The following is a 17270-nucleotide window of genomic DNA, read 5'->3' on the forward strand; positions in this document are numbered from 1 at the left end:
CTATAAACAATAAAGCCCCCGTAAACCTGCGGAGGCCTTATCAAATTGTGAAACCACACCTATAGCAAAAATCAGTAAAAATTTTAGAAAGTGCTGTAACTCAATCCAATCGCATAGGTCGGGCCATATTCTTCGTACTGGCCATTAAAGCCCGACGTGTGAACATAGTAGGGTTCATCTGTGAGATTTACTCCGGTAAAGGTCAACTGGAGACCATTATCAAAGCGGTAGCGGGCCGATAAGTCCAACTGTAAATGATCTTCCTCATAGCGGTCATTGGCCGCATTTTCCAGATCCACTTGCAGCAAACGCTCACTGCGGAAAGCGGCGGACAGGCGCATACTAAAAGCATCGCGTTCATAACCCACGATAAAGTTACCGACAAAATCCGCCTGGGAGGGCATTGAGATTTTATCATTGCGATCGCTGCTATCGAGCCCCAGATCGGCTTCAGAGTCGGTAAAGGTGACATTGGCCCGGAGTAGAAAACCGTTGTCAAAACCCTGGGTCCAAGCCAGTTCGGCACCACTGATACGGGCACTATCGCCATTAATCGGCTGCCATACTTCGGCCTCATCCACCGCCAGGTTACCCACAAAGCGGGTAACGTCGACGCTGCTGGAGACTTCCGACATTACGATAAAGTTATCGATACGCTTGTGAAAAAGCCCCACCGAGAACATTCCCAGCTCATCTGCATAGTATTCCGCAGATAGGTCGATATTTTGGGACTCATAGGGATCCAGCTCCGAGTTGCCAGCCTCGACTTCCAGCTCCCCATCATCGTATTCAATTTTACCCGGAGAGGGATTTAGGTAACCAAATGACGGGCGCGACAAGGACTCCGAATAAGCTCCGCGAAGAACAATATTATCGCTGTAATCAAACTTGTAATTAATGCTCGGGAAGAAATGGTCGTAATCCCGCTCGTAATTAACCTCAGTGGCATAGACCTCGTCCGCAATTAAGTCGGCCCCCGGCAGAAGCTCTGCTGACTCCGCCACATTGACGCCTTCAGCGCTAAACTCTGTGCGCTCATAGCGAATACCGAAAACCAGCTGGGAGCGATCCAACTCAATCGAGTTCATCGCGTACAGGGCCGTGATATCCTCATGCATGGCGTAATCACGGGCGGAGGCCAGAGCGGTTTCTGTCTCATCTATCTCAAAATCAGACAAGTTAGCACTGATAAAATGGTTCAGACTAGCGACATTTACGCCGGGCCCGAATGCCGCCAGGTTATAGTGAATATTGCTGCGAGAAAAGTCAGCCAGGGTGTAATCACCTGCAAACCCATCATATACCCGCGCGTTTAAATCCCCAGTCTTTTCCCGCTGCCGCTCATGCAACCCAAACTTAATAACTGAGGGGTTGCCAGCCCAATCCACTTCCCGGCTGATATCCATACGGAAACTGATCTCTTTATCTTCCGTAAAGTTATCTTCAATAACCAACTCATCCAGCGCATAACTGGCGGGGTCCAAAACCGCCTCAATATCCTCACTGCCCACCGCCATCTGCGGCGTATCACCGGCCTCAACATAGCCCAAACGCAGGTCGCTCAAGACAAAATCCGTATCGCGTCGATTGGGCTCCGACTCCTCGGCCTGGGAGTACCCCAGGGCATAAGTGAGCCCCCACAGCTCAAAATTATGCTCCCCCCCCAATACCGCAGAAAGAATTTCCTGTTCTTCCAGGCGGTCCTTGAGGGACTTCTCCAGCGCCGCCTCTTCCCACTGCGCAGCGTTGGCCGAAATAGTCTCCGGCTCATCGCGCTCATCATCGAGCTTCCAGGAATTGCGCTGGCGAATTTCCTGATCGGAGAAATCGGAGTACAAACTGTGCAGATAAATACGGGAATCGCTGCTCAGATCCAGATCAAAGTTGGCGGCGAGACCTGTGCGCTCCCGGGTAATACTGTAATCCCGCTGTTCAATTTCGCTCGCCCCGATACCTGTGGAGCCATCTGCAGCCGTCAGCATTTCCCAGTTGCCGTCAGTCTCAATATTATCGGAACCGAAATCCCGCTGTTGATGGCTTAGCGCCAATGCTAGCCCCAAGCGGCGCTCCCCATCGAGTGCAAAAATATGGGTCATGGTCGCAGCCACTTTGGGGCTGTACTCTTCCTGTAGCTCGCTATAGCTGTTCTCGGCGCTAAACTTATAGCGAGTCCCCTCATAGTCCAGTGCATTCAGGCTTTTGATCTCAATAGCACCGCCAATAGAGTCCGCACTCATATCCGCTGTGAGGGTTTTAAATACTTCCAAGCTCGCCAGTAAGTCTGCGGGGATAACATCCAGGGCTACCGCTCGGGTATTGGTTTCCGGTGCCGGCAGGCTGACACCGTTAATCGTCGCCGCATTCAGATTTGGGTCTATGCCCCGCACCCCGACAAAGCGGCCCTCGCCCTGATCTCGGGCAATAAATACACCGGGCATTCTCTGCAATGCTTCTGTGACGTTGGCATCGGGAAGTTCGCCAATGGCATCGGAGGTTTGCACCGCAACGACTTTATTGGCATCGCGCTGCCGCTCCAAATCACTTCGGGCATTGCTCGCCTGAGCGGTAACCGTCACAGTCTCCATTACCCGACCCTCTTCTGCGGTCGCATTTGCACTCACGATGGCAGTTGCCAATAACGCCAATGGCATCCCCACTAACCGCAAACCTGAAGTCTTATCTTTCACTGCGCCCCTCTTTGCCGGTGATAAATTGCATTCGGCGCAGACTAGAGCGGGGATATGAACTTTACGTGACAGTTTTTTTAAGCTTGTCATCAGATCGTCAATTAATACTGCGACCCTTGATATAAACACCACTAGCGATGCCGCCAGCCGTTAAATATCGGGAAAACAGACCGCCACCCAGCAAAGCGCCAATCTGGAGTAACAATGAGCGAACACCCCAAAAATCCTGCACGCCGATCCCTATTTAAAATCCTCGGTGGCGCCACGGCTGCCGGCACTCTGGGCAGTTTGCTACCCGGCTGCGGAAAAGAGGATAAACCGGCACGCGACACTCTCACCTTTAGTGAAATTCCCCACGGCCTGGATCACCAACACCACTTACCGCCAGGCTATCAATCCACAGTGCTGCTGAGCTGGGGAGATCCCCTACACGAAGGGGAAACGGCTTTTCAGCCCGAAGAGCTCGATGCCGACGGCCAGGCGCGGCGCTTCGGTTACAACAACGATTTTATTGCGTTTATGCCCCTGGCAGCGGGGAGCAGTTCCACCCAGGGACACAGGCATATGCAGAGTGGAAATAGTGAGCGCGGGCTGCTGTGCGTCAATCACGAATACACCCAACCCCACCTGATGTTTTCCGGCTATAGCGACGACTACAGTGCCACTCGGGAAGTAAGCGCAGAACACGTCGCCATAGAGCAGGCCGCCTGCGGGCACTCCATCGTGGAAATCAAACAGGGGGCGCAAGGCTGGCAGGTGGTGGCAGACAGCCCCTACAACCGCCGGATAACCGCCACCACAGCAATGGAAATTATCGGTCCCGCTGCGGGGGACAAACGCTTGCAAACCCAGCGAGACCCCAGCGGCACCCAAGTACTCGGCACCCTGGGCAATTGTGCCGGCGGCAAGACCCCCTGGGGTACCGTATTAATCGCCGAAGAGGGATTTGGCGCGGCCTTTCAGGGGGACCCGCAGAAGCTCACCGATACCCGGGAAATCGATAACCACCAACGATTTGGCATCACAGCGGCAAACCGCAACTGGGGTGACCACGACCGGCGCTTTGATATTCAGGTAGAGCCCAATGAACCCAACCGCTTTGGCTGGATGGTGGAGTTTGACCCCTATAACCCCCAGTCAAAGCCGCGCAAGCTGACCAGTTTGGGGCGCTTTGAGCACGAAGGCTTCACCCTGGTGTGTAAACCGGGGCAACCGCTGGTTGCCTACGGTGGCGATGACGATGAACATCAATTTGTCTATCGCTATGTCTCCCAGGGCCGCTACCAGCCGGAGGACCCCGCTGCAAATCGACAGCTACTTACCGCCGGCACTCTCTACGCCGCCCGCTTTGCCGACGACGGTAGCGGTGAATGGCTGCCGCTGGTACACGGCCTGGGCCCACTGAACACAGAGAACGGGTTTCGCAACCAGGCGGACGTAATGATTGATGCGCGCCGCGCCGCCGCCATGCTGGGGGCGACCCCCATGGACAGGCCTGAGGATGTTGAAACCAACCCCCACAATGACTGTACCTACGTGATGCTGACCAAAAACAAGCAGCGCAGCGATACCGATAGCGCCAATCCCCGCGCGCGCAACACTGCCGGTCACGTGCTGGAAATAGTACCTCCCGGAGAAAACGGAAACCGCGATCACAGCAGTAGCCACTTTCAGTGGCAGCAATTTTTGCTCGGCGGCAATCCCAACGCCGAAAATCCCGCCGAGCGCGGTGCCTATGGACAGCAGTCCCCCTACGCTATCTCCGCGCACGGCTGGTTCGCCAATCCCGATAACGTCGCTTTTGACCGCAACGGCAATATGTGGATTGCTACCGACGGCTGTGAGCGCTTTGGTTTTCACGATGGACTCTGGGCCATGGCCACCGAGGGCCCGCTGCGGGCGGCCCCGAAACACTTTTTTGGCTGCCCACAGGGTGCAGAGGTGTGTGGACCAGAGTTCACCCCCGACGGAAAAACCCTGTTTGTTGCCGTACAGCACCCCGCCGACTCGCGCAATTCTACTTATGACCAGCCCCTGCACCGCTGGCCAGATAACAACCCCCTGCTGCCCCCGCGCCCATCGGTACTGGCCATCTACCGGGAGGACAAGCAAATCGTCGGAAGTTAGATGGATTCAAAGATTCCTCAGGCGCTGCAAATGACAAACAGGGGACCCTGCTAAAGTTTTAATCTAAAGCTGTTTTCCAGCCCGTGCACCCGCCGAGCGAGCGGCGGGTGCCGGTCTTTTCGTCGAGGTCCCTATGATATTGAGGTGTGCCAGCGCTTTGCGCCGCCTTACCGCCGCACTGCTCACTGCCGGTTTTGCCCTAACCGCGAGCCCGGGCACGGCCCAGGTACCCGAAAATCCGGTCAATCTCAGGGGCAGTGGCGCCAGCTTTCCCTATCCAATTTACGTAGAGTGGTTTCGCCAATTCACTCACGAAGAAAACAATATTTTTATTTTTTACGAAATGAGCAGTAGCGGGGATGGCATCAGAGACTTTCTCGGGCACACCGTTGACTTTGCTGCTTCCGATGCTGCGATTGACATCGCTGAACTGCGCAAGCTGGAAGGCGGCGGCGTTGTGCTACCGGTAACGGCGGGGGAGGTGGTGCTGGTGTTTAACCTGCCCGGAATCCATAAGCTCAAACTCTCCCGAGCCGCTTATGTGGGCATTTTCCTCGGGGAAATAAGCCGCTGGAATGACCCCCGGATTGCAGCCGCCAACCCCGATATCGAGCTACCAGACGAGGAGATTACCGTGGTCACCCGCTCTGAAAGCTCTGGTACCTCCTATATTTTTTCCGGCCACTTGAGCAGTGTCAGCAGTACCTTTCGTGAAAAGATCGGTTTAAACAAAAACCCCAACTGGCCCAAATTACCCAGGTTTAAACGGGTGCCGGGAAATCAAGGCGTCGCTGCCGCCGTGCGGAAAAATACCGGCGCTATTGGCTATATCGAGCACGGCTTTGCGCAACTGGTAAACCTGCCACTGGCTTTATTGCAAAACCGCGCGGGCAATTACATTGCCGCCAGCCCCAAAAGCGGAGGCAAAGCTCTGTCGGAGGTTGAGTTTCCCCAAACAACCCTACCAATTAGTGGCGCCCCGAATTTAATCGCCTGGGTCTGGGACCCCAAGGGGGAAACCGCTTATCCCATTACCAGTTTTTCCTGGCTATTACTCTACGCGAATCAAGAGGATGAAAAAGCGCTGGCACTGCGCCAGATGCTGGCATTTATGCTGAGCAAGGGCTCTCAGAGTCAAGCCGGCACCCTGGGATTAGTCCCCCTGCCAGAAAATATTCGCCGCAAAGTGCTCGATGCCGTGCCCTATATACGCTAACTCAAGCGAGTTCTGCACACTCTACAATACGGTTGCGACCAGAGCGCTTGGCCTGATACAGAGCGGAGTCCGCCCCGCGCATTAACTCCAGGATATCCGCCTGCCCCTGTAAGTGAGCAATGCCAATACTCGCGGTAAACTGGGCTTGGCCCACCGCACTCTTAATGACGATTTTAGCGATATCCCGGTGAATACGATTGGCAACCGCCATGGCCCCATCAAGATTGGAACTCAGCACCAGAGCAAACTCCTCGCCACCAATGCGCCCGAAGATATCCACATCCCGCACATGTTGGGAAATGACCCGGGCGGTAGCACAGAGTGCCTGGTCGCCAATTAAGTGACCGTGAATATCATTAACCGACTTAAAGTTATCGATATCCAGCATTAATACACACAGCGGCATGCGGTTATTGATTGCCACCTTTACCAGATTACCGGCTTCTTCAAAAAAACAACGGCGATTAAAGATACCGGTCAGAGGATCTGTGCGAGCTTCCTGCTCCGCCCTGACTTTGGCATACTCCAGCTCCCGGGTACGAAGCTGCACCTGCTGCTCCAGCTCTGTTCGCGAGTCCTCCAGATGCTGCTGATATTTTCTCTCTGCAAATTCTTTTTGTTGACGCAAGCGCCACACCATCAAGCCGATAGCAGCCATAATTGCCAACATTTCAATAAAAGAGGCAACTACTGGCCAATAAAAATTAATAGGATTATGCACAACATAACCGAGATCTCGCACAGCCTGAAGCAAAAACCCCAACACCAGGATTGCCCAGACGAGAGCAAATAGCGCAGCGGCAGAATTCCCCTGTCGCCAACGTATCAATGCAACAACAAAAACGCCGGGATAGAGTAGCAAAGACAGCAGCATGGACAGATATGCAAAAGTCTTCCAATGAAAAATAACACAGACAACCAGGAACAACCCGTTGAGCAAAATAAATTTTAAAAAGTAATCCAGTTTCGGAGTGTACTTTGCGGTTTTAAGAAAATATCGGGCAAAGAGAACTCCAGTCAAAATCGCCACGGCACTACTCAGTGACTGATAGCCCCAACCAAACTGATCCTGAATCAAGTACTGATGGGTATATCCCAGCAGCGACCCCCACACCCAAATCTTGGTCAGAGAGTACACCGAGTAAAGATACAGAATACTCTCACGCACAGTGATGGCCGCAATCAGCGCAACAATGGCCATCAAAAAATATCCGCCAAAAAGAAAGGCCGTAACGATAGCCTCTACTTTACTTTGCGCCATTAGCTGCTCGGGCGGCCAAAGACGCATACTGGGAAAAACGACCCCAAAAGCACCCACATCAAACTTCACCATCAACTCCTTTGACGATAAAGGCGGCACCTCCAATAAAAAAGCAAATCGATGATGCTTAACTTCACGACTAAAAAAGGGCTGGCCCGTCGATAGATTTACCCGTTCACGATAGGGCTCTGCAGCCTCGAAAGTTCTAGAATAGGCCTCCACCCTATCAAGCTGGTTATCCACATATTCAAGTGCAACCTTAACCACTTCGTTACTGGAATTTTCTAATATAAAATGGGACCAGAAGGCACCGGACTTTAACCCGGTAGATCCTGCACTCCTCAGCGGCAAAAAACTATTATCTTTATATGCCACCTCCGCCGCAGCGATATCGCTCAAACCGCTGGGGTCATGCCAAATTTCACTCAGGCCACTCCACTGGCTCCCCCCAGCCAAAGAGGTCACATCCAGAAGCGGGTGCGCACGACTGGACGCAGAAAAAAGTATGAACACTGTCAACGCCGCATAACAAACCAAACGACAGTACCGCTTGGTACTTTCCCCTGAAACCCGGAATTGAATTCCGCCAAGTATTCTATTCATTGTCATTGCGTGGGGGCGTAAAAATTAACGCTTTTATATAGACAGTCTCTGCCATAGTAAACACCAACCTTCTATCTAGCGCTGTAATTTTTTTGCAACTAAAAGATATACCTTAAATACAAAAAAGTCACAAAGTGATATTCACATAACTCAGCCAGCACAGACCACAAACCCCACATGCACAAAAAGTGAGCCATTCAGTTTGTTAACCGCTATCGTGAAACTTTTTTCCACCCCTCTATTTGGCTACTACGCTCAACAATTAGCAAGCGTCTGAACAAAGTGATTTCTGCCTTTTACCCACAGGCAGATAAAGACCAGACCAGCCCCCAATTTGCATACTTGGATTTAAACCAATAATTAGGCAAAAACTATGGACAATAAGCGCCACCCAACTTTTCAAACAGCAAAGAAATATGATTATTTAGCGATTATTTTTGGCTAGCCACTATCGAAAAGTTAGGACTAAGCTGTGGAGGCGAACCCAATCATCCCGACTCAACAAGAGAAATACATAGGGAAATAAAGCCCGCTCCTCTCTAAGCTGAAATCCGCAAATGTCCACACCAGCATAAAATGTATAAATAACAGCCCCAGCCAGGCTGTGCTTCGCCGTCAAAGCTATTAGCAAGCGACGAGTAAAACTCAGCGACTTTACAGGTGCTAAAGCTGTGGGCAGAGAAACAACGGAAAATATTACAGACATATTTTCCAGCATTTCCCCCACAGAAATCGAGGATGTACTGTAATTATTGGATAACTTCGTTATCGGACAAGTGGTGGGGGTATCAGTGACGCTGCCGCCATCTTTTTTAATTATTATCAACGAGGATATGGACAGGCCACCTACTAAAAGGAGGGAGAAGAGGAGTACACTGAACTCAGAATCCTATGTGCTATAGATAGCCATTGCGAGTTCACCGGGATCTATTCACAGCCCATCTCGAGTGCAGTGCATACTTCTCTTCTGACCCAGCAGTATATGGGAAACTGCTATACGACACCGGAGACAACCATGTTCAAGAATATTGGCTGGATTGTAGAGGTCAAAATAAAAAAAGGGCAGGAACAAGCCTTCAGGGCTATTGTTGATGAAATGGTGGAAATCACCTCACAACAAGAAGCAGGAACATTGAATTACCAGTACTACATCTCTGATAATAGGGAGATTATCGTATACGAACACTTTAGCGACGTAAGTGCCGCACATAAACATGTAGATACCTGGGAGAAGTATTCAGAGCGCTGGCTTAAGACCGCAGAGCCTACTCGCGTTATCTATTTAGGTGAAATTCCCGATGATCTTCGAGCGCGTCACAAAGGCTTAATGCCGCAGCAGTATTATTTCTATGCTGGGTTTGAACGCAACCATTCGTAAAGTGAATATTAGACGCCTTTCACCCTAATAATACTTGTAGTATTAGAGCCACAAGTATTGGGGTTAGCCTGTGATTTTTGCTGACAAATTCACTGCTTAACTATCGTTATTTGCAGCGAGTCACGCCTACAGGTCTCAGGAAAGGATATCTACTTAGGGCTGTTACACACAGGATATATATCTCGCAAACCGGCATAGAAATAGGCTCCCCTAGCAAGAGCAGGATCACTTTCAGGACTAGCGGCTAAATTGCAAAGAACTGCTGAATCCCCACCAGGACATTGGTGGTCGCCACAGAGGCCAAAATCAACCCCATAACACGACTTACAATGCTCGCCCCGGCACTCCCTATAAAACGGTATATCCAGCTGGCCGTCAGTAGCAGTAATATCACTATTAGCAACACCGCCACCATGGCCGATGCTGTTGTCACCTGATGGATTAGATCAAATCGATGGTTATCCGTGAGAACCACAGCGGCGAGCATGGCACCGGGTGAGGCAATGGAGGGTACCGCAAGGGGGAAAATCGCCGTCTCATGGCCCTCGCGGACGATTTCCACCTCCTGCTCCGGCTTGCTCTCGCCGAAAATCATGGTCAGGGCAAACAGGAACAGCACGACGCCCCCGGCCACCTGGAATGCGGATAGTGGTACACCTATTGCTTCAAGAAAGAATTGCCCGGCCACCAGGAAGAACAGCAGTATCCCGGTCGCGACCAGCACTGACAGCCAAGCGATCTTGCGTTTCTGCCAGTTGGTATGGCGGGAGGTTACGGCGATAAACACCGGCAGTGTGCCCACGGGGTCAATGACAGCAAAGAAAAAGACAAAGCTACTGATCCAATCGTTCAAGTGGGACTCCGGAGTGCCGTGCTACTATCCACTTAATGCGCGCCACGGGCAGATTGAGCAGGGCCAGGGGGATACCTGAGTGGTCCAGTACCACTGTCAGCGGCTGGCGCGAGCGTAACTTGTAACTTAGAAAAAAAGTCTAGTGCATGACGAATCACTCACCGACCGCCCGACGTATTGCAAAAACCATCCTCAATGGTTTCGATGCCTATTTTGCCGACTATCAAAACATCACCCTCGGCGCCAAGGCCCGCTTTGAAACCGCCGCCTGGCAATCGGCACACGAGGCTAACAAAGCCCGTATCGACCTGTATAAAACCAAAGTTACCCAGGTGGTGGAACTCGTCCACTCGGTAACCAGCAAGGATACCAACCAGCTGGAACTGTGGCGCGACGCTCGCGCCACTTATGCACAGCTAGTCGCCAGCCACAGCAATTATGAAATCGCCGAGACCTTCTTTAACTCGGTCTTTTGCAGCCAGTTTCACCACACCAATATCCACGACAGCAATATCTTCGTAAAGCCATCCCGCACACAGGAGGACAAGCCGCTGCGGGATTACAGCATTTACATCAGCTACAGTGCCCAGCACGGCTTGGAGTATATGTTTGAGAGTATCCTCAAGGATTTCAGCTTCTCCACGCCCTGGGAAAATATGGAGCGGGATATTGCCCATATCTGTGAATCCCTGCGCAATGCCCCCCTGGCAAATCTGGACAGCGAGAAGCACTTGCGGGTGGATATGCTGGAATCGGTTTTCTACCGCAACAAAGCCGCCTATCTGGTCGGGCGCATTATCCTCAATGGCGAAGTCATCCCCCTGATCCTGCCCTGCCTCAACAATGGGCGCGGCGGCATCTTTGTGGACACCCTTATCTACAATAACGACTCCGCCAGTATCATTTTCAGCTTTACCCGCTCTTACTTTATGGTGGATGCGCCGATTCCCTCCCGCTTTGTGCGCTTCCTGTCCACCATTATGCCGCTCAAGGAGAAGTCCGAACTATACAACTCCATCGGCTTCCACAAGCACGGTAAAACGGAGTTCTATCGCCATGTTCTCGCGCATATGAAAGTCAGCAATGACAAGTTTGTTATTGCGCCGGGTATTAAGGGGATGGTGATGAGCGTATTCACCCTGCCCTCCTATCCGGTGGTATTTAAGGTGATTAAAGACGAGTTCGACCAACCGAAAACCGTCACCGAAAAGATCGTCAAAGAGAAGTATAAATTCGTATCCCGCTCCGATCGGGTGGGCCGCATGGCCGACACCCAGGAGTACTCTTACTTTATTTTCTATCGCAATCGCTTTACTGAAGAGTTAATCAAAGAGCTACAGGAAGTGGCGCCGTCGAAGCTGATCGTTGATGAGAAGCGAGTCATTATCAAACACCTGTATGTAGAAAGGCGCATGGAGCCGCTCAACCTCTACCTGCAACACGCCAACGAAGAGCAGACCAAAGAGGCAATGGAAGAATATGGCAATGCCATCAAGCAGCTCGCCGCCGCGAATATCTTCCCCGGCGATATGCTGCTCAAAAACTTCGGGGTAACCCGCCACGGGCGCGTGGTCTTCTACGATTACGATGAACTCTGCCCGCTGACGGAGTGCAACTTCCGCAAGATTCCCGAAGCCCATACCACCGAGCAGGAGCTGGCAGACAAACCCTGGTACACCGTTGCTGAAGCCGATGTCTTCCCGGAAGAGTTCCGCCTGTTCTTCTCAGGAAACCCCACCGCCCGCGCCGCATTTGAAAGCCTCCACGGGGATTTGTACAACTACCGCTTCTGGAAACTGCTGCAGGACCGCATTCGCGCCGGGCATGTGGAAAGCGCCTTCCCCTACCGGCGCAAGTGGCGCTTCCCCCGCCGCTCCCATAGCCACACCCAACGAAAGTAAAGGACCCATCTATAACTATATAGATAGGAGGACTTTTCCAAGGGAGCGGGTAATCCATGCATATTTTTCGCTGGGCTTTAGCCGCCGCAGTTTACGCCCTGCTGAGCAGCAGCGGTTGCGGCTATTTCCCCAGCGAAATGTCGATTCCCGGCAAACTGCCCCCGGTAAAGCGCCCGGCACCCCACGCCCGCATCAGCGGCAAGCCCCATGTCGTCAGCTGTGCAACCCCCGCCCGGAGGTTTACCCCCCTATCTTTTGACGAGGTTTTTACCTTTACCGAAAACCCCGGACAGCCCTTCGTCGAGTCACAGGACTTACCCAGGCAGTTCGATGTGATCGCCTATGTCTGGGGAACTGAGCGCTGCACACCGGCAGCTTTCTGTCGCTTTGGCGACTACTACCAACTGCTGGGGCGCAGTCCCGGTGATGACTTTGCAACCTGGATATCCACCCCCCAATACCCGCGCATTACCATTCAATCCCCCTGCGGCCAGAGACTCAAAGTGGGACAAGGGTATCGTTTTTCATTTAGTGATGGGCAGCTGGTGGGCTTTAGCCCCAATTAAACCTCCACCTACACACTACAATTTAAAACCCGCTCAAAAGAATAAACAACCCACTGAATTGCAGAGCAATCTTCGAAAAACATAGTGTAAAAGCACAGAAAGATAATGGATCGTTTTACACCTCTGAACCAATGTACCAATTAAAGATAGGTGACACCACCAAGCATAAAAACTGATAGAGTAGAGCAGCACTCAAATTTGCCAGCTAAAAAACTTATCGAGCACGAGCTTAAACAAAATGAAAAATACAGTTAAATTTTGGGTCGTTGACGCAACCTCCAATATACTACTTAGGTCCTCTATTAAATTTGACGATTATGACGGACTTTACTATAGCCGCTCAATTGTGCCAGCCAACTCCCCCGAAGAAGCCATCAAGGAACTTACCAGTGTTCTTAAAGAAGACCATATAGAAGTGGTTGAAATTCTATCAGCGGTTGACTTCAACAGCAAAAGCTGGAACTCAAAGCACGATGAATATTTTAGCACCACAGAACTACATAAAGAATCAAGAATATCTAACACTATAATTTTTGGCTTATTTACACCTAAAGAGCCCCTAGAAGAAGAGCAATAAATTATCAAAAAAACAACAACACCGGGAAATTATTTAATACAACTTTCTTTAAGAAAAATTTAACTGCAATTGAGAACCATGGATAAAATTAGCTGCAAATTCAAGTTTGAATGTGACAAGCGCTGGGCTGATCTAACTGAGACATCAGACCCCACAATACGACATTGTCACACTTGTGAAAAAGCCGTTTATCTCGCCGAAGAACAGGAGGATTTCGAAAGATATGCTCAAGAAGAGAAATGCGTAGCGATTGAGGCACCGAGTTTTTCTATGGCCGGAATGCCCATAGGGAATCCACCAACTGAATATGAGGTAGTTATTGAAAAGCAAAAATTATCCGCCTTCAATATAGCAATATTACGAGATATTTTTTCCGGCGATATTTCACTTTCTGAAGCACACAGCCTGTATAGCGAGCGTGAAAGCAGATTTGCGGGATTATCTTGGAACGATGCAACAGCACTATCGGAACAGCTAACCTCAGCCAACATTATAAATCGGATAGAGGAAACAGGCTAATGAATATCAAACGCAAACACTCAACGATACTTAAGGAGCCTCTCAATAACCTCAAATGACTATTGACAACCTTAAAAACTGTAAAGCTTATAGAATACAAGCACCACTGACAAACTGAGAAAGCGAGATCATGGATAAATTAGAGTCAATTAACGAGTGGATGCTGTTTCTATCGCAAGACAAGCATGCTTACCTTGCCAATCAAGACATTGAGATCAATTTATTCGGCAAGCCTGGAAAAGAATACTTACAAATTGCGATAGACGTAAAGAAAAACACTTGGTCTGAGTATGTGTTTTTTGGTAGTGAGACAGGAAACAGACTTCTTCAGATTTTACAGTCTTTAAATATGGTTAACTTTTCACTGAAGACATTGATCTCACATATAAAAAGCACAGAGCTTAGAGACACCCCTAAAGGTCCAGGAATCCTATTAGGCGACCTTATAGTATCAGTAAATAACTATAGCGCTGCCAGCGACTAGGGAGGCCATCTTCCACTGCAACAATATCGAGACCCTTGAAAAACAAAAAAACAACCCCACCCTCTGTAAAACAGATTCGCCCAGACATGATGGATGCACACAAAAATCTAAAGAAATCACATTAAAATCACCCAAACTTTTCACCGCGAGCATATCGAGACATAAGATGCCAAAGAAAATAGCCAAATCCCTGGAAGAACTGGATGCAAAAACCAATCCCGCAATAGTCAGGCAAGCAAAAGAAAACGCCAGAAGACAAATAGCGCTAGACAAGGCAAAGTTGGCTCAATTTGAATCCAAACTCAAAAAATCGACGACTTAAGAGTATAAGCGGCTACCTGAGCACTAACTTTTAACCGCTTTAAGTTTATATCGATGCGCTGAGATACTTCAGGGAAACTCCCGCTTGTTGCGGGACCTGCACGGAGTATCAATAAGTAATCTGCCCCCATAGATTGGGAGAGTAAAACCCAGCCACAAACTTGTTCGCTAACACCTTGCAGGGGCACTTCTTTGTTAAGGACAATAGCAACTGGGGGTAATTTTTCCAATCCAGAGAAACAACTGCGAAGCGATAAGTGAGAACACAGGCACTTTAGTAATATTTGAGGCGCAGATCCCCTTGAGCTAGCGGCCACCCCGTCCGCGATCAAGTGGTTAACCTTTAACCCCCTATAAGCGCTATAGCCCTCCCATCAATTTAAGCTCTTCTTTAAATAGCGATAGATGGCGTCCTGTGCGCGGCAGCCCTTGCGCCCCGCATTAGCCAGTTTAGAATTGCTCTGCTTTGCATCGATCAGACGCGCCTTTTGATTATCGCTCCACTGTAGCTCCATAATTTTACGAATAGTAGCTTGATGCTCAGAATCCAATACCGGGAAAGTCACCTCAACGCGCTGGTCCAAATTGCGCTTCATCAAGTCAGCGGAAGACAACCATGTCAGTTCATTGCCGCCGTTATGGAAAATATAAATGCGAGCGTGTTCCAGGTATTTATCCACCAAACTGATTACACGGATATTGTCCGACAGCCCCGGGGTCTCACAAACCAGTGTACACATTCCGCGCACAATAATCCGAATCGTCACGCCTGCGGCACTGGCGCGGTAAAGTTGCTCAATCACCCGCCGATCTACCAGGTTGTTACACTTAAAAAATAGCGCCGCTTCCCGCCCCGCCTGGGCAGCTTCAATCTCGCGCTCTATCGCCGCAGTAATGGCATCGCGAGAGGCAAACGGGGAAGAGATAATCCGCTTGAAGGACGGGCGCTTGTGCGGTGCCTGCATAAACTCGAATACATTGTAAACATCCCGGCCCAATTCCTGATTATAAGTTAACAAGCTAAAATCGCAGTAAACTTTTGCCGTACTCTCGTTAAAGTTACCGGTACCCAGGTGACTATAGAAACGATCCTTGCCGTCTTCGCGGCGCAGCACAGAGATCAGCTTGCAGTGCACCTTGAGATTCGGCATGCCATACACCACGTTTACCCCAGCATCACTCAATTCGTGGGACCAGTGGATATTGGCCTTTTCATCAAAACGCGCCCGCAGCTCCACTACCGCCGTTACTTTCTTGTTGTTGCGCACCGCATTCACCAGAGCCGCCACCACACGGGAGTGCTTGGCCACCCGGTAGAGATTAATTCGAATCTCTTTAACCTGGGGGTCTAGGGCAGCAGAGGCGAGGAAATTTACAATTGCGTGAAAATCATAATAAGGATAGTAATAAAGCCGATCAGCAGCGCGCAGCTGGGAAAACACACTTTCATTTTTCGGCAGCGCCGACAGTGGCGATAGACGCTTGTAGCGCAGTCGAGCGGAGTCCCCCGGGAAATCCATAAAATCCTTGGAGTTGTGATAGCGCCCACCGGGGGTGTAGGTATCGTAGCGCCCCATCTTCAACTTTTTCTTCACCAGTTCCAGCAGGGCCTCGGGCATATCGCCGTCGTAGGCCATACGCACCGGGTCGGCGCGCTTTCTCTTTTTCAGCGAGCGCTCCATCCGGTCGAGGATATTCTGGGTAACCTCTTCACTCAACTCCAGCTCCGCATCGCGGCTGATTTTAAAAGTGTAAGCACTGGCTTTGCGGATAGGCACCACATGGCGAAAGATTTCTTTAAGACAAGCGCGGATAATATTATCCAGAACAATGTAAACTTTTTCCCGCTTACCTTCCCGGGGAGGGATTTCCACAAAGCGTGGCAGAATATCCGTAGGAATCTCCATCGCCACATAACGCTCAGCCCCGTCCTCCAGTTCAAGCGCTATAGCAAAATAAATACTGGTTTCATTGATCAGCGGCATGGACTTGCGCCCATCGATAAAAAACGGCTCCAGCTCTGGCAGCACTTCCCGATGAAAGTAACTTTCCACAAATTGGCGCTGACTGTTGCTGAGCGTCGATTCTCTCACGACATAGATCGCTTGCTTGGCCAGATCTTTTAAGGCTTGGTTATATGCCTTGGCATAGCGTAACTGTAACTTCAACACCCGTTCGTTGATCGATTGCAGCAGCTGGCCAAAGTGCTCTTTCTTGTCCCCGCCATCAGAAAATGCCGCCAAACGACGCGCTGACGCCACATGGACACGGAAAAACTCATCCAGATTATTGGAAAAAATCCCCAGAAAATGTACGCGCTCGATAACCGGCACACTCTCATCTTCCACTTCCTGCAAAACACGCTCATTGAAGGAGAGCCAGCTCAACTCTTTGGGGAATAAAGGCACATCATTAGACATGGCAAAACCGTAAAACGCACACGGGGGCTAAAACCGCTTACAAGTCCAGATTGCTCCAAACTACGATTCAAACCACAGAAATAAAGACTTTAGGTGAAGAAATATGCCACTGAAATGTAGCGATGAGCAAGCGCCAAAATCAATCCAAACCATTTAAACGGCCCCCTCAGTTTTCTGCCACACTTTCACCAAGCGCAATTGGTACACATAAACAAAAAATATCTTTTATTTATAAAATAAATTTCACAAACTTGTCATATCGTTGTGGGTGGCCGCTTTTTAGTCTGCACTAAATTGATTAAACCCATTATTGAGCGAAAAACTGGCAAAATGAATAATAGAGTGCCCAACTTTATC

13 protein-coding genes are annotated in these 17270 nt (G+C 50.2%); 9 read left to right on the forward strand and 4 right to left on the reverse strand.

What is annotated here, in order from left to right; translation table 11 throughout:
• Positions 1-83: 83 nt before the first annotated feature.
• Positions 84-2687: a TonB-dependent receptor gene (locus tag ACJJIK_RS12500; protein WP_444942925.1), complete on the reverse strand. Its 2604-nt coding sequence runs from the start codon at positions 2685-2687 to the stop codon at positions 84-86.
• A gap of 204 nt (positions 2688-2891) precedes the next feature.
• Here ACJJIK_RS12500 and ACJJIK_RS12505 point away from each other — a divergent pair, with 204 nt between their 5' ends.
• Complete coding sequence (locus tag ACJJIK_RS12505; protein WP_444942926.1) at positions 2892-4814, forward strand: PhoX family protein; 1923 nt, start codon at positions 2892-2894, stop codon at positions 4812-4814.
• Between the two features lie 133 nt (positions 4815-4947).
• Entirely contained in the window at positions 4948-6030 is a 1083-nt protein-coding gene (gene pstS, locus ACJJIK_RS12510; RefSeq protein ID WP_444942927.1) for a phosphate ABC transporter substrate-binding protein PstS, read from the forward strand.
• 1 nt (position 6031) lies between these two features.
• On the opposite strand, the gene ACJJIK_RS12515 is transcribed toward pstS, so the two are convergent.
• Positions 6032-7804 (reverse strand): sensor domain-containing diguanylate cyclase, encoded by a 1773-nt coding sequence (locus tag ACJJIK_RS12515; RefSeq protein ID WP_444928633.1) that lies wholly within the window; start codon positions 7802-7804, stop codon positions 6032-6034.
• A gap of 1105 nt (positions 7805-8909) precedes the next feature.
• Between ACJJIK_RS12515 and ACJJIK_RS12520 the strand changes: the two genes are divergently transcribed.
• Positions 8910-9272, forward strand: coding sequence for a putative quinol monooxygenase (locus ACJJIK_RS12520; protein WP_444928634.1), 363 nt, complete (start codon positions 8910-8912; stop codon positions 9270-9272).
• 244 nt (positions 9273-9516) lie between these two features.
• Here ACJJIK_RS12520 and ACJJIK_RS12525 read toward each other — a convergent pair whose 3' ends face one another.
• On the reverse strand, positions 9517-10125 hold the full coding sequence (locus ACJJIK_RS12525; RefSeq protein WP_444928635.1) for a MarC family protein: 609 nt from the start codon (positions 10123-10125) through the stop codon (positions 9517-9519).
• A gap of 146 nt (positions 10126-10271) precedes the next feature.
• On the opposite strand from ACJJIK_RS12525, the gene aceK reads away from it, so the two are divergent.
• The 6 genes from aceK to ACJJIK_RS12555 all read left to right on the forward strand — a co-directional run bounded on the left by aceK (position 10272) and on the right by ACJJIK_RS12555 (position 14494).
• The gene (aceK, locus tag ACJJIK_RS12530) at positions 10272-12026 is read left to right on the forward strand and encodes a bifunctional isocitrate dehydrogenase kinase/phosphatase (protein WP_444928636.1); all 1755 of its coding nucleotides are present in this window, start codon (positions 10272-10274) and stop codon (positions 12024-12026) included.
• A gap of 56 nt (positions 12027-12082) precedes the next feature.
• Positions 12083-12592: a hypothetical protein gene (locus ACJJIK_RS12535; protein WP_444942928.1), complete on the forward strand. Its 510-nt coding sequence runs from the start codon at positions 12083-12085 to the stop codon at positions 12590-12592.
• Positions 12593-12830: 238 nt separating this feature from the next.
• Positions 12831-13169, forward strand: a complete 339-nt coding sequence (locus ACJJIK_RS12540; protein WP_444942929.1) for a hypothetical protein — start codon at positions 12831-12833, stop codon at positions 13167-13169.
• Between the two features lie 78 nt (positions 13170-13247).
• Complete coding sequence (locus ACJJIK_RS12545) at positions 13248-13688, forward strand: hypothetical protein (protein WP_444942930.1); 441 nt, start codon at positions 13248-13250, stop codon at positions 13686-13688.
• A 130-nt stretch (positions 13689-13818) separates the two neighbouring features.
• A complete protein-coding gene (locus ACJJIK_RS12550; protein WP_444942931.1) occupies positions 13819-14172 on the forward strand; it encodes a hypothetical protein in 354 nt (117 codons plus the stop codon).
• A gap of 166 nt (positions 14173-14338) precedes the next feature.
• Positions 14339-14494 carry a hypothetical protein gene (locus tag ACJJIK_RS12555; RefSeq protein ID WP_444928641.1) on the forward strand — a complete coding sequence of 52 codons (156 nt, stop codon included), beginning with the start codon at positions 14339-14341 and terminating at the stop codon, positions 14492-14494.
• A gap of 373 nt (positions 14495-14867) precedes the next feature.
• On the opposite strand, the gene ppk1 is transcribed toward ACJJIK_RS12555, so the two are convergent.
• Positions 14868-16913 carry a polyphosphate kinase 1 gene (ppk1, locus tag ACJJIK_RS12560; protein WP_444942932.1) on the reverse strand — a complete coding sequence of 682 codons (2046 nt, stop codon included), beginning with the start codon at positions 16911-16913 and terminating at the stop codon, positions 14868-14870.
• Between the last annotated feature and the right edge of the window lie 357 nt (positions 16914-17270).

It is taken from the genome of Microbulbifer regidiadema (SeqCode) (assembly GCF_052466995.1).

Bases quoted from the DNA above. Each gene is read 5' to 3' on its own strand.
- ACJJIK_RS12545 (WP_444942930.1), top strand. From the start codon at position 13,248: ATGGATAAAATTAGCTGCAAATTCAAGTTTGAATGTGACAAGCGCTGG.
- ACJJIK_RS12505 (WP_444942926.1), top strand. From the start codon at position 2,892: ATGAGCGAACACCCCAAAAATCCTGCACGCCGATCCCTATTTAAAATC.
- ACJJIK_RS12535 (WP_444942928.1), top strand. From the start codon at position 12,083: ATGCATATTTTTCGCTGGGCTTTAGCCGCCGCAGTTTACGCCCTGCTG.
- aceK (WP_444928636.1), top strand. From the start codon at position 10,272: ATGACGAATCACTCACCGACCGCCCGACGTATTGCAAAAACCATCCTC.
- ppk1 (WP_444942932.1), bottom strand. From the start codon at position 16,913: ATGTCTAATGATGTGCCTTTATTCCCCAAAGAGTTGAGCTGGCTCTCC.
- ACJJIK_RS12550 (WP_444942931.1), top strand. From the start codon at position 13,819: ATGGATAAATTAGAGTCAATTAACGAGTGGATGCTGTTTCTATCGCAA.
- pstS (WP_444942927.1), top strand. From the start codon at position 4,948: ATGATATTGAGGTGTGCCAGCGCTTTGCGCCGCCTTACCGCCGCACTG.
- ACJJIK_RS12540 (WP_444942929.1), top strand. From the start codon at position 12,831: ATGAAAAATACAGTTAAATTTTGGGTCGTTGACGCAACCTCCAATATA.
- ACJJIK_RS12555 (WP_444928641.1), top strand. From the start codon at position 14,339: ATGCCAAAGAAAATAGCCAAATCCCTGGAAGAACTGGATGCAAAAACC.
- ACJJIK_RS12520 (WP_444928634.1), top strand. From the start codon at position 8,910: ATGTTCAAGAATATTGGCTGGATTGTAGAGGTCAAAATAAAAAAAGGG.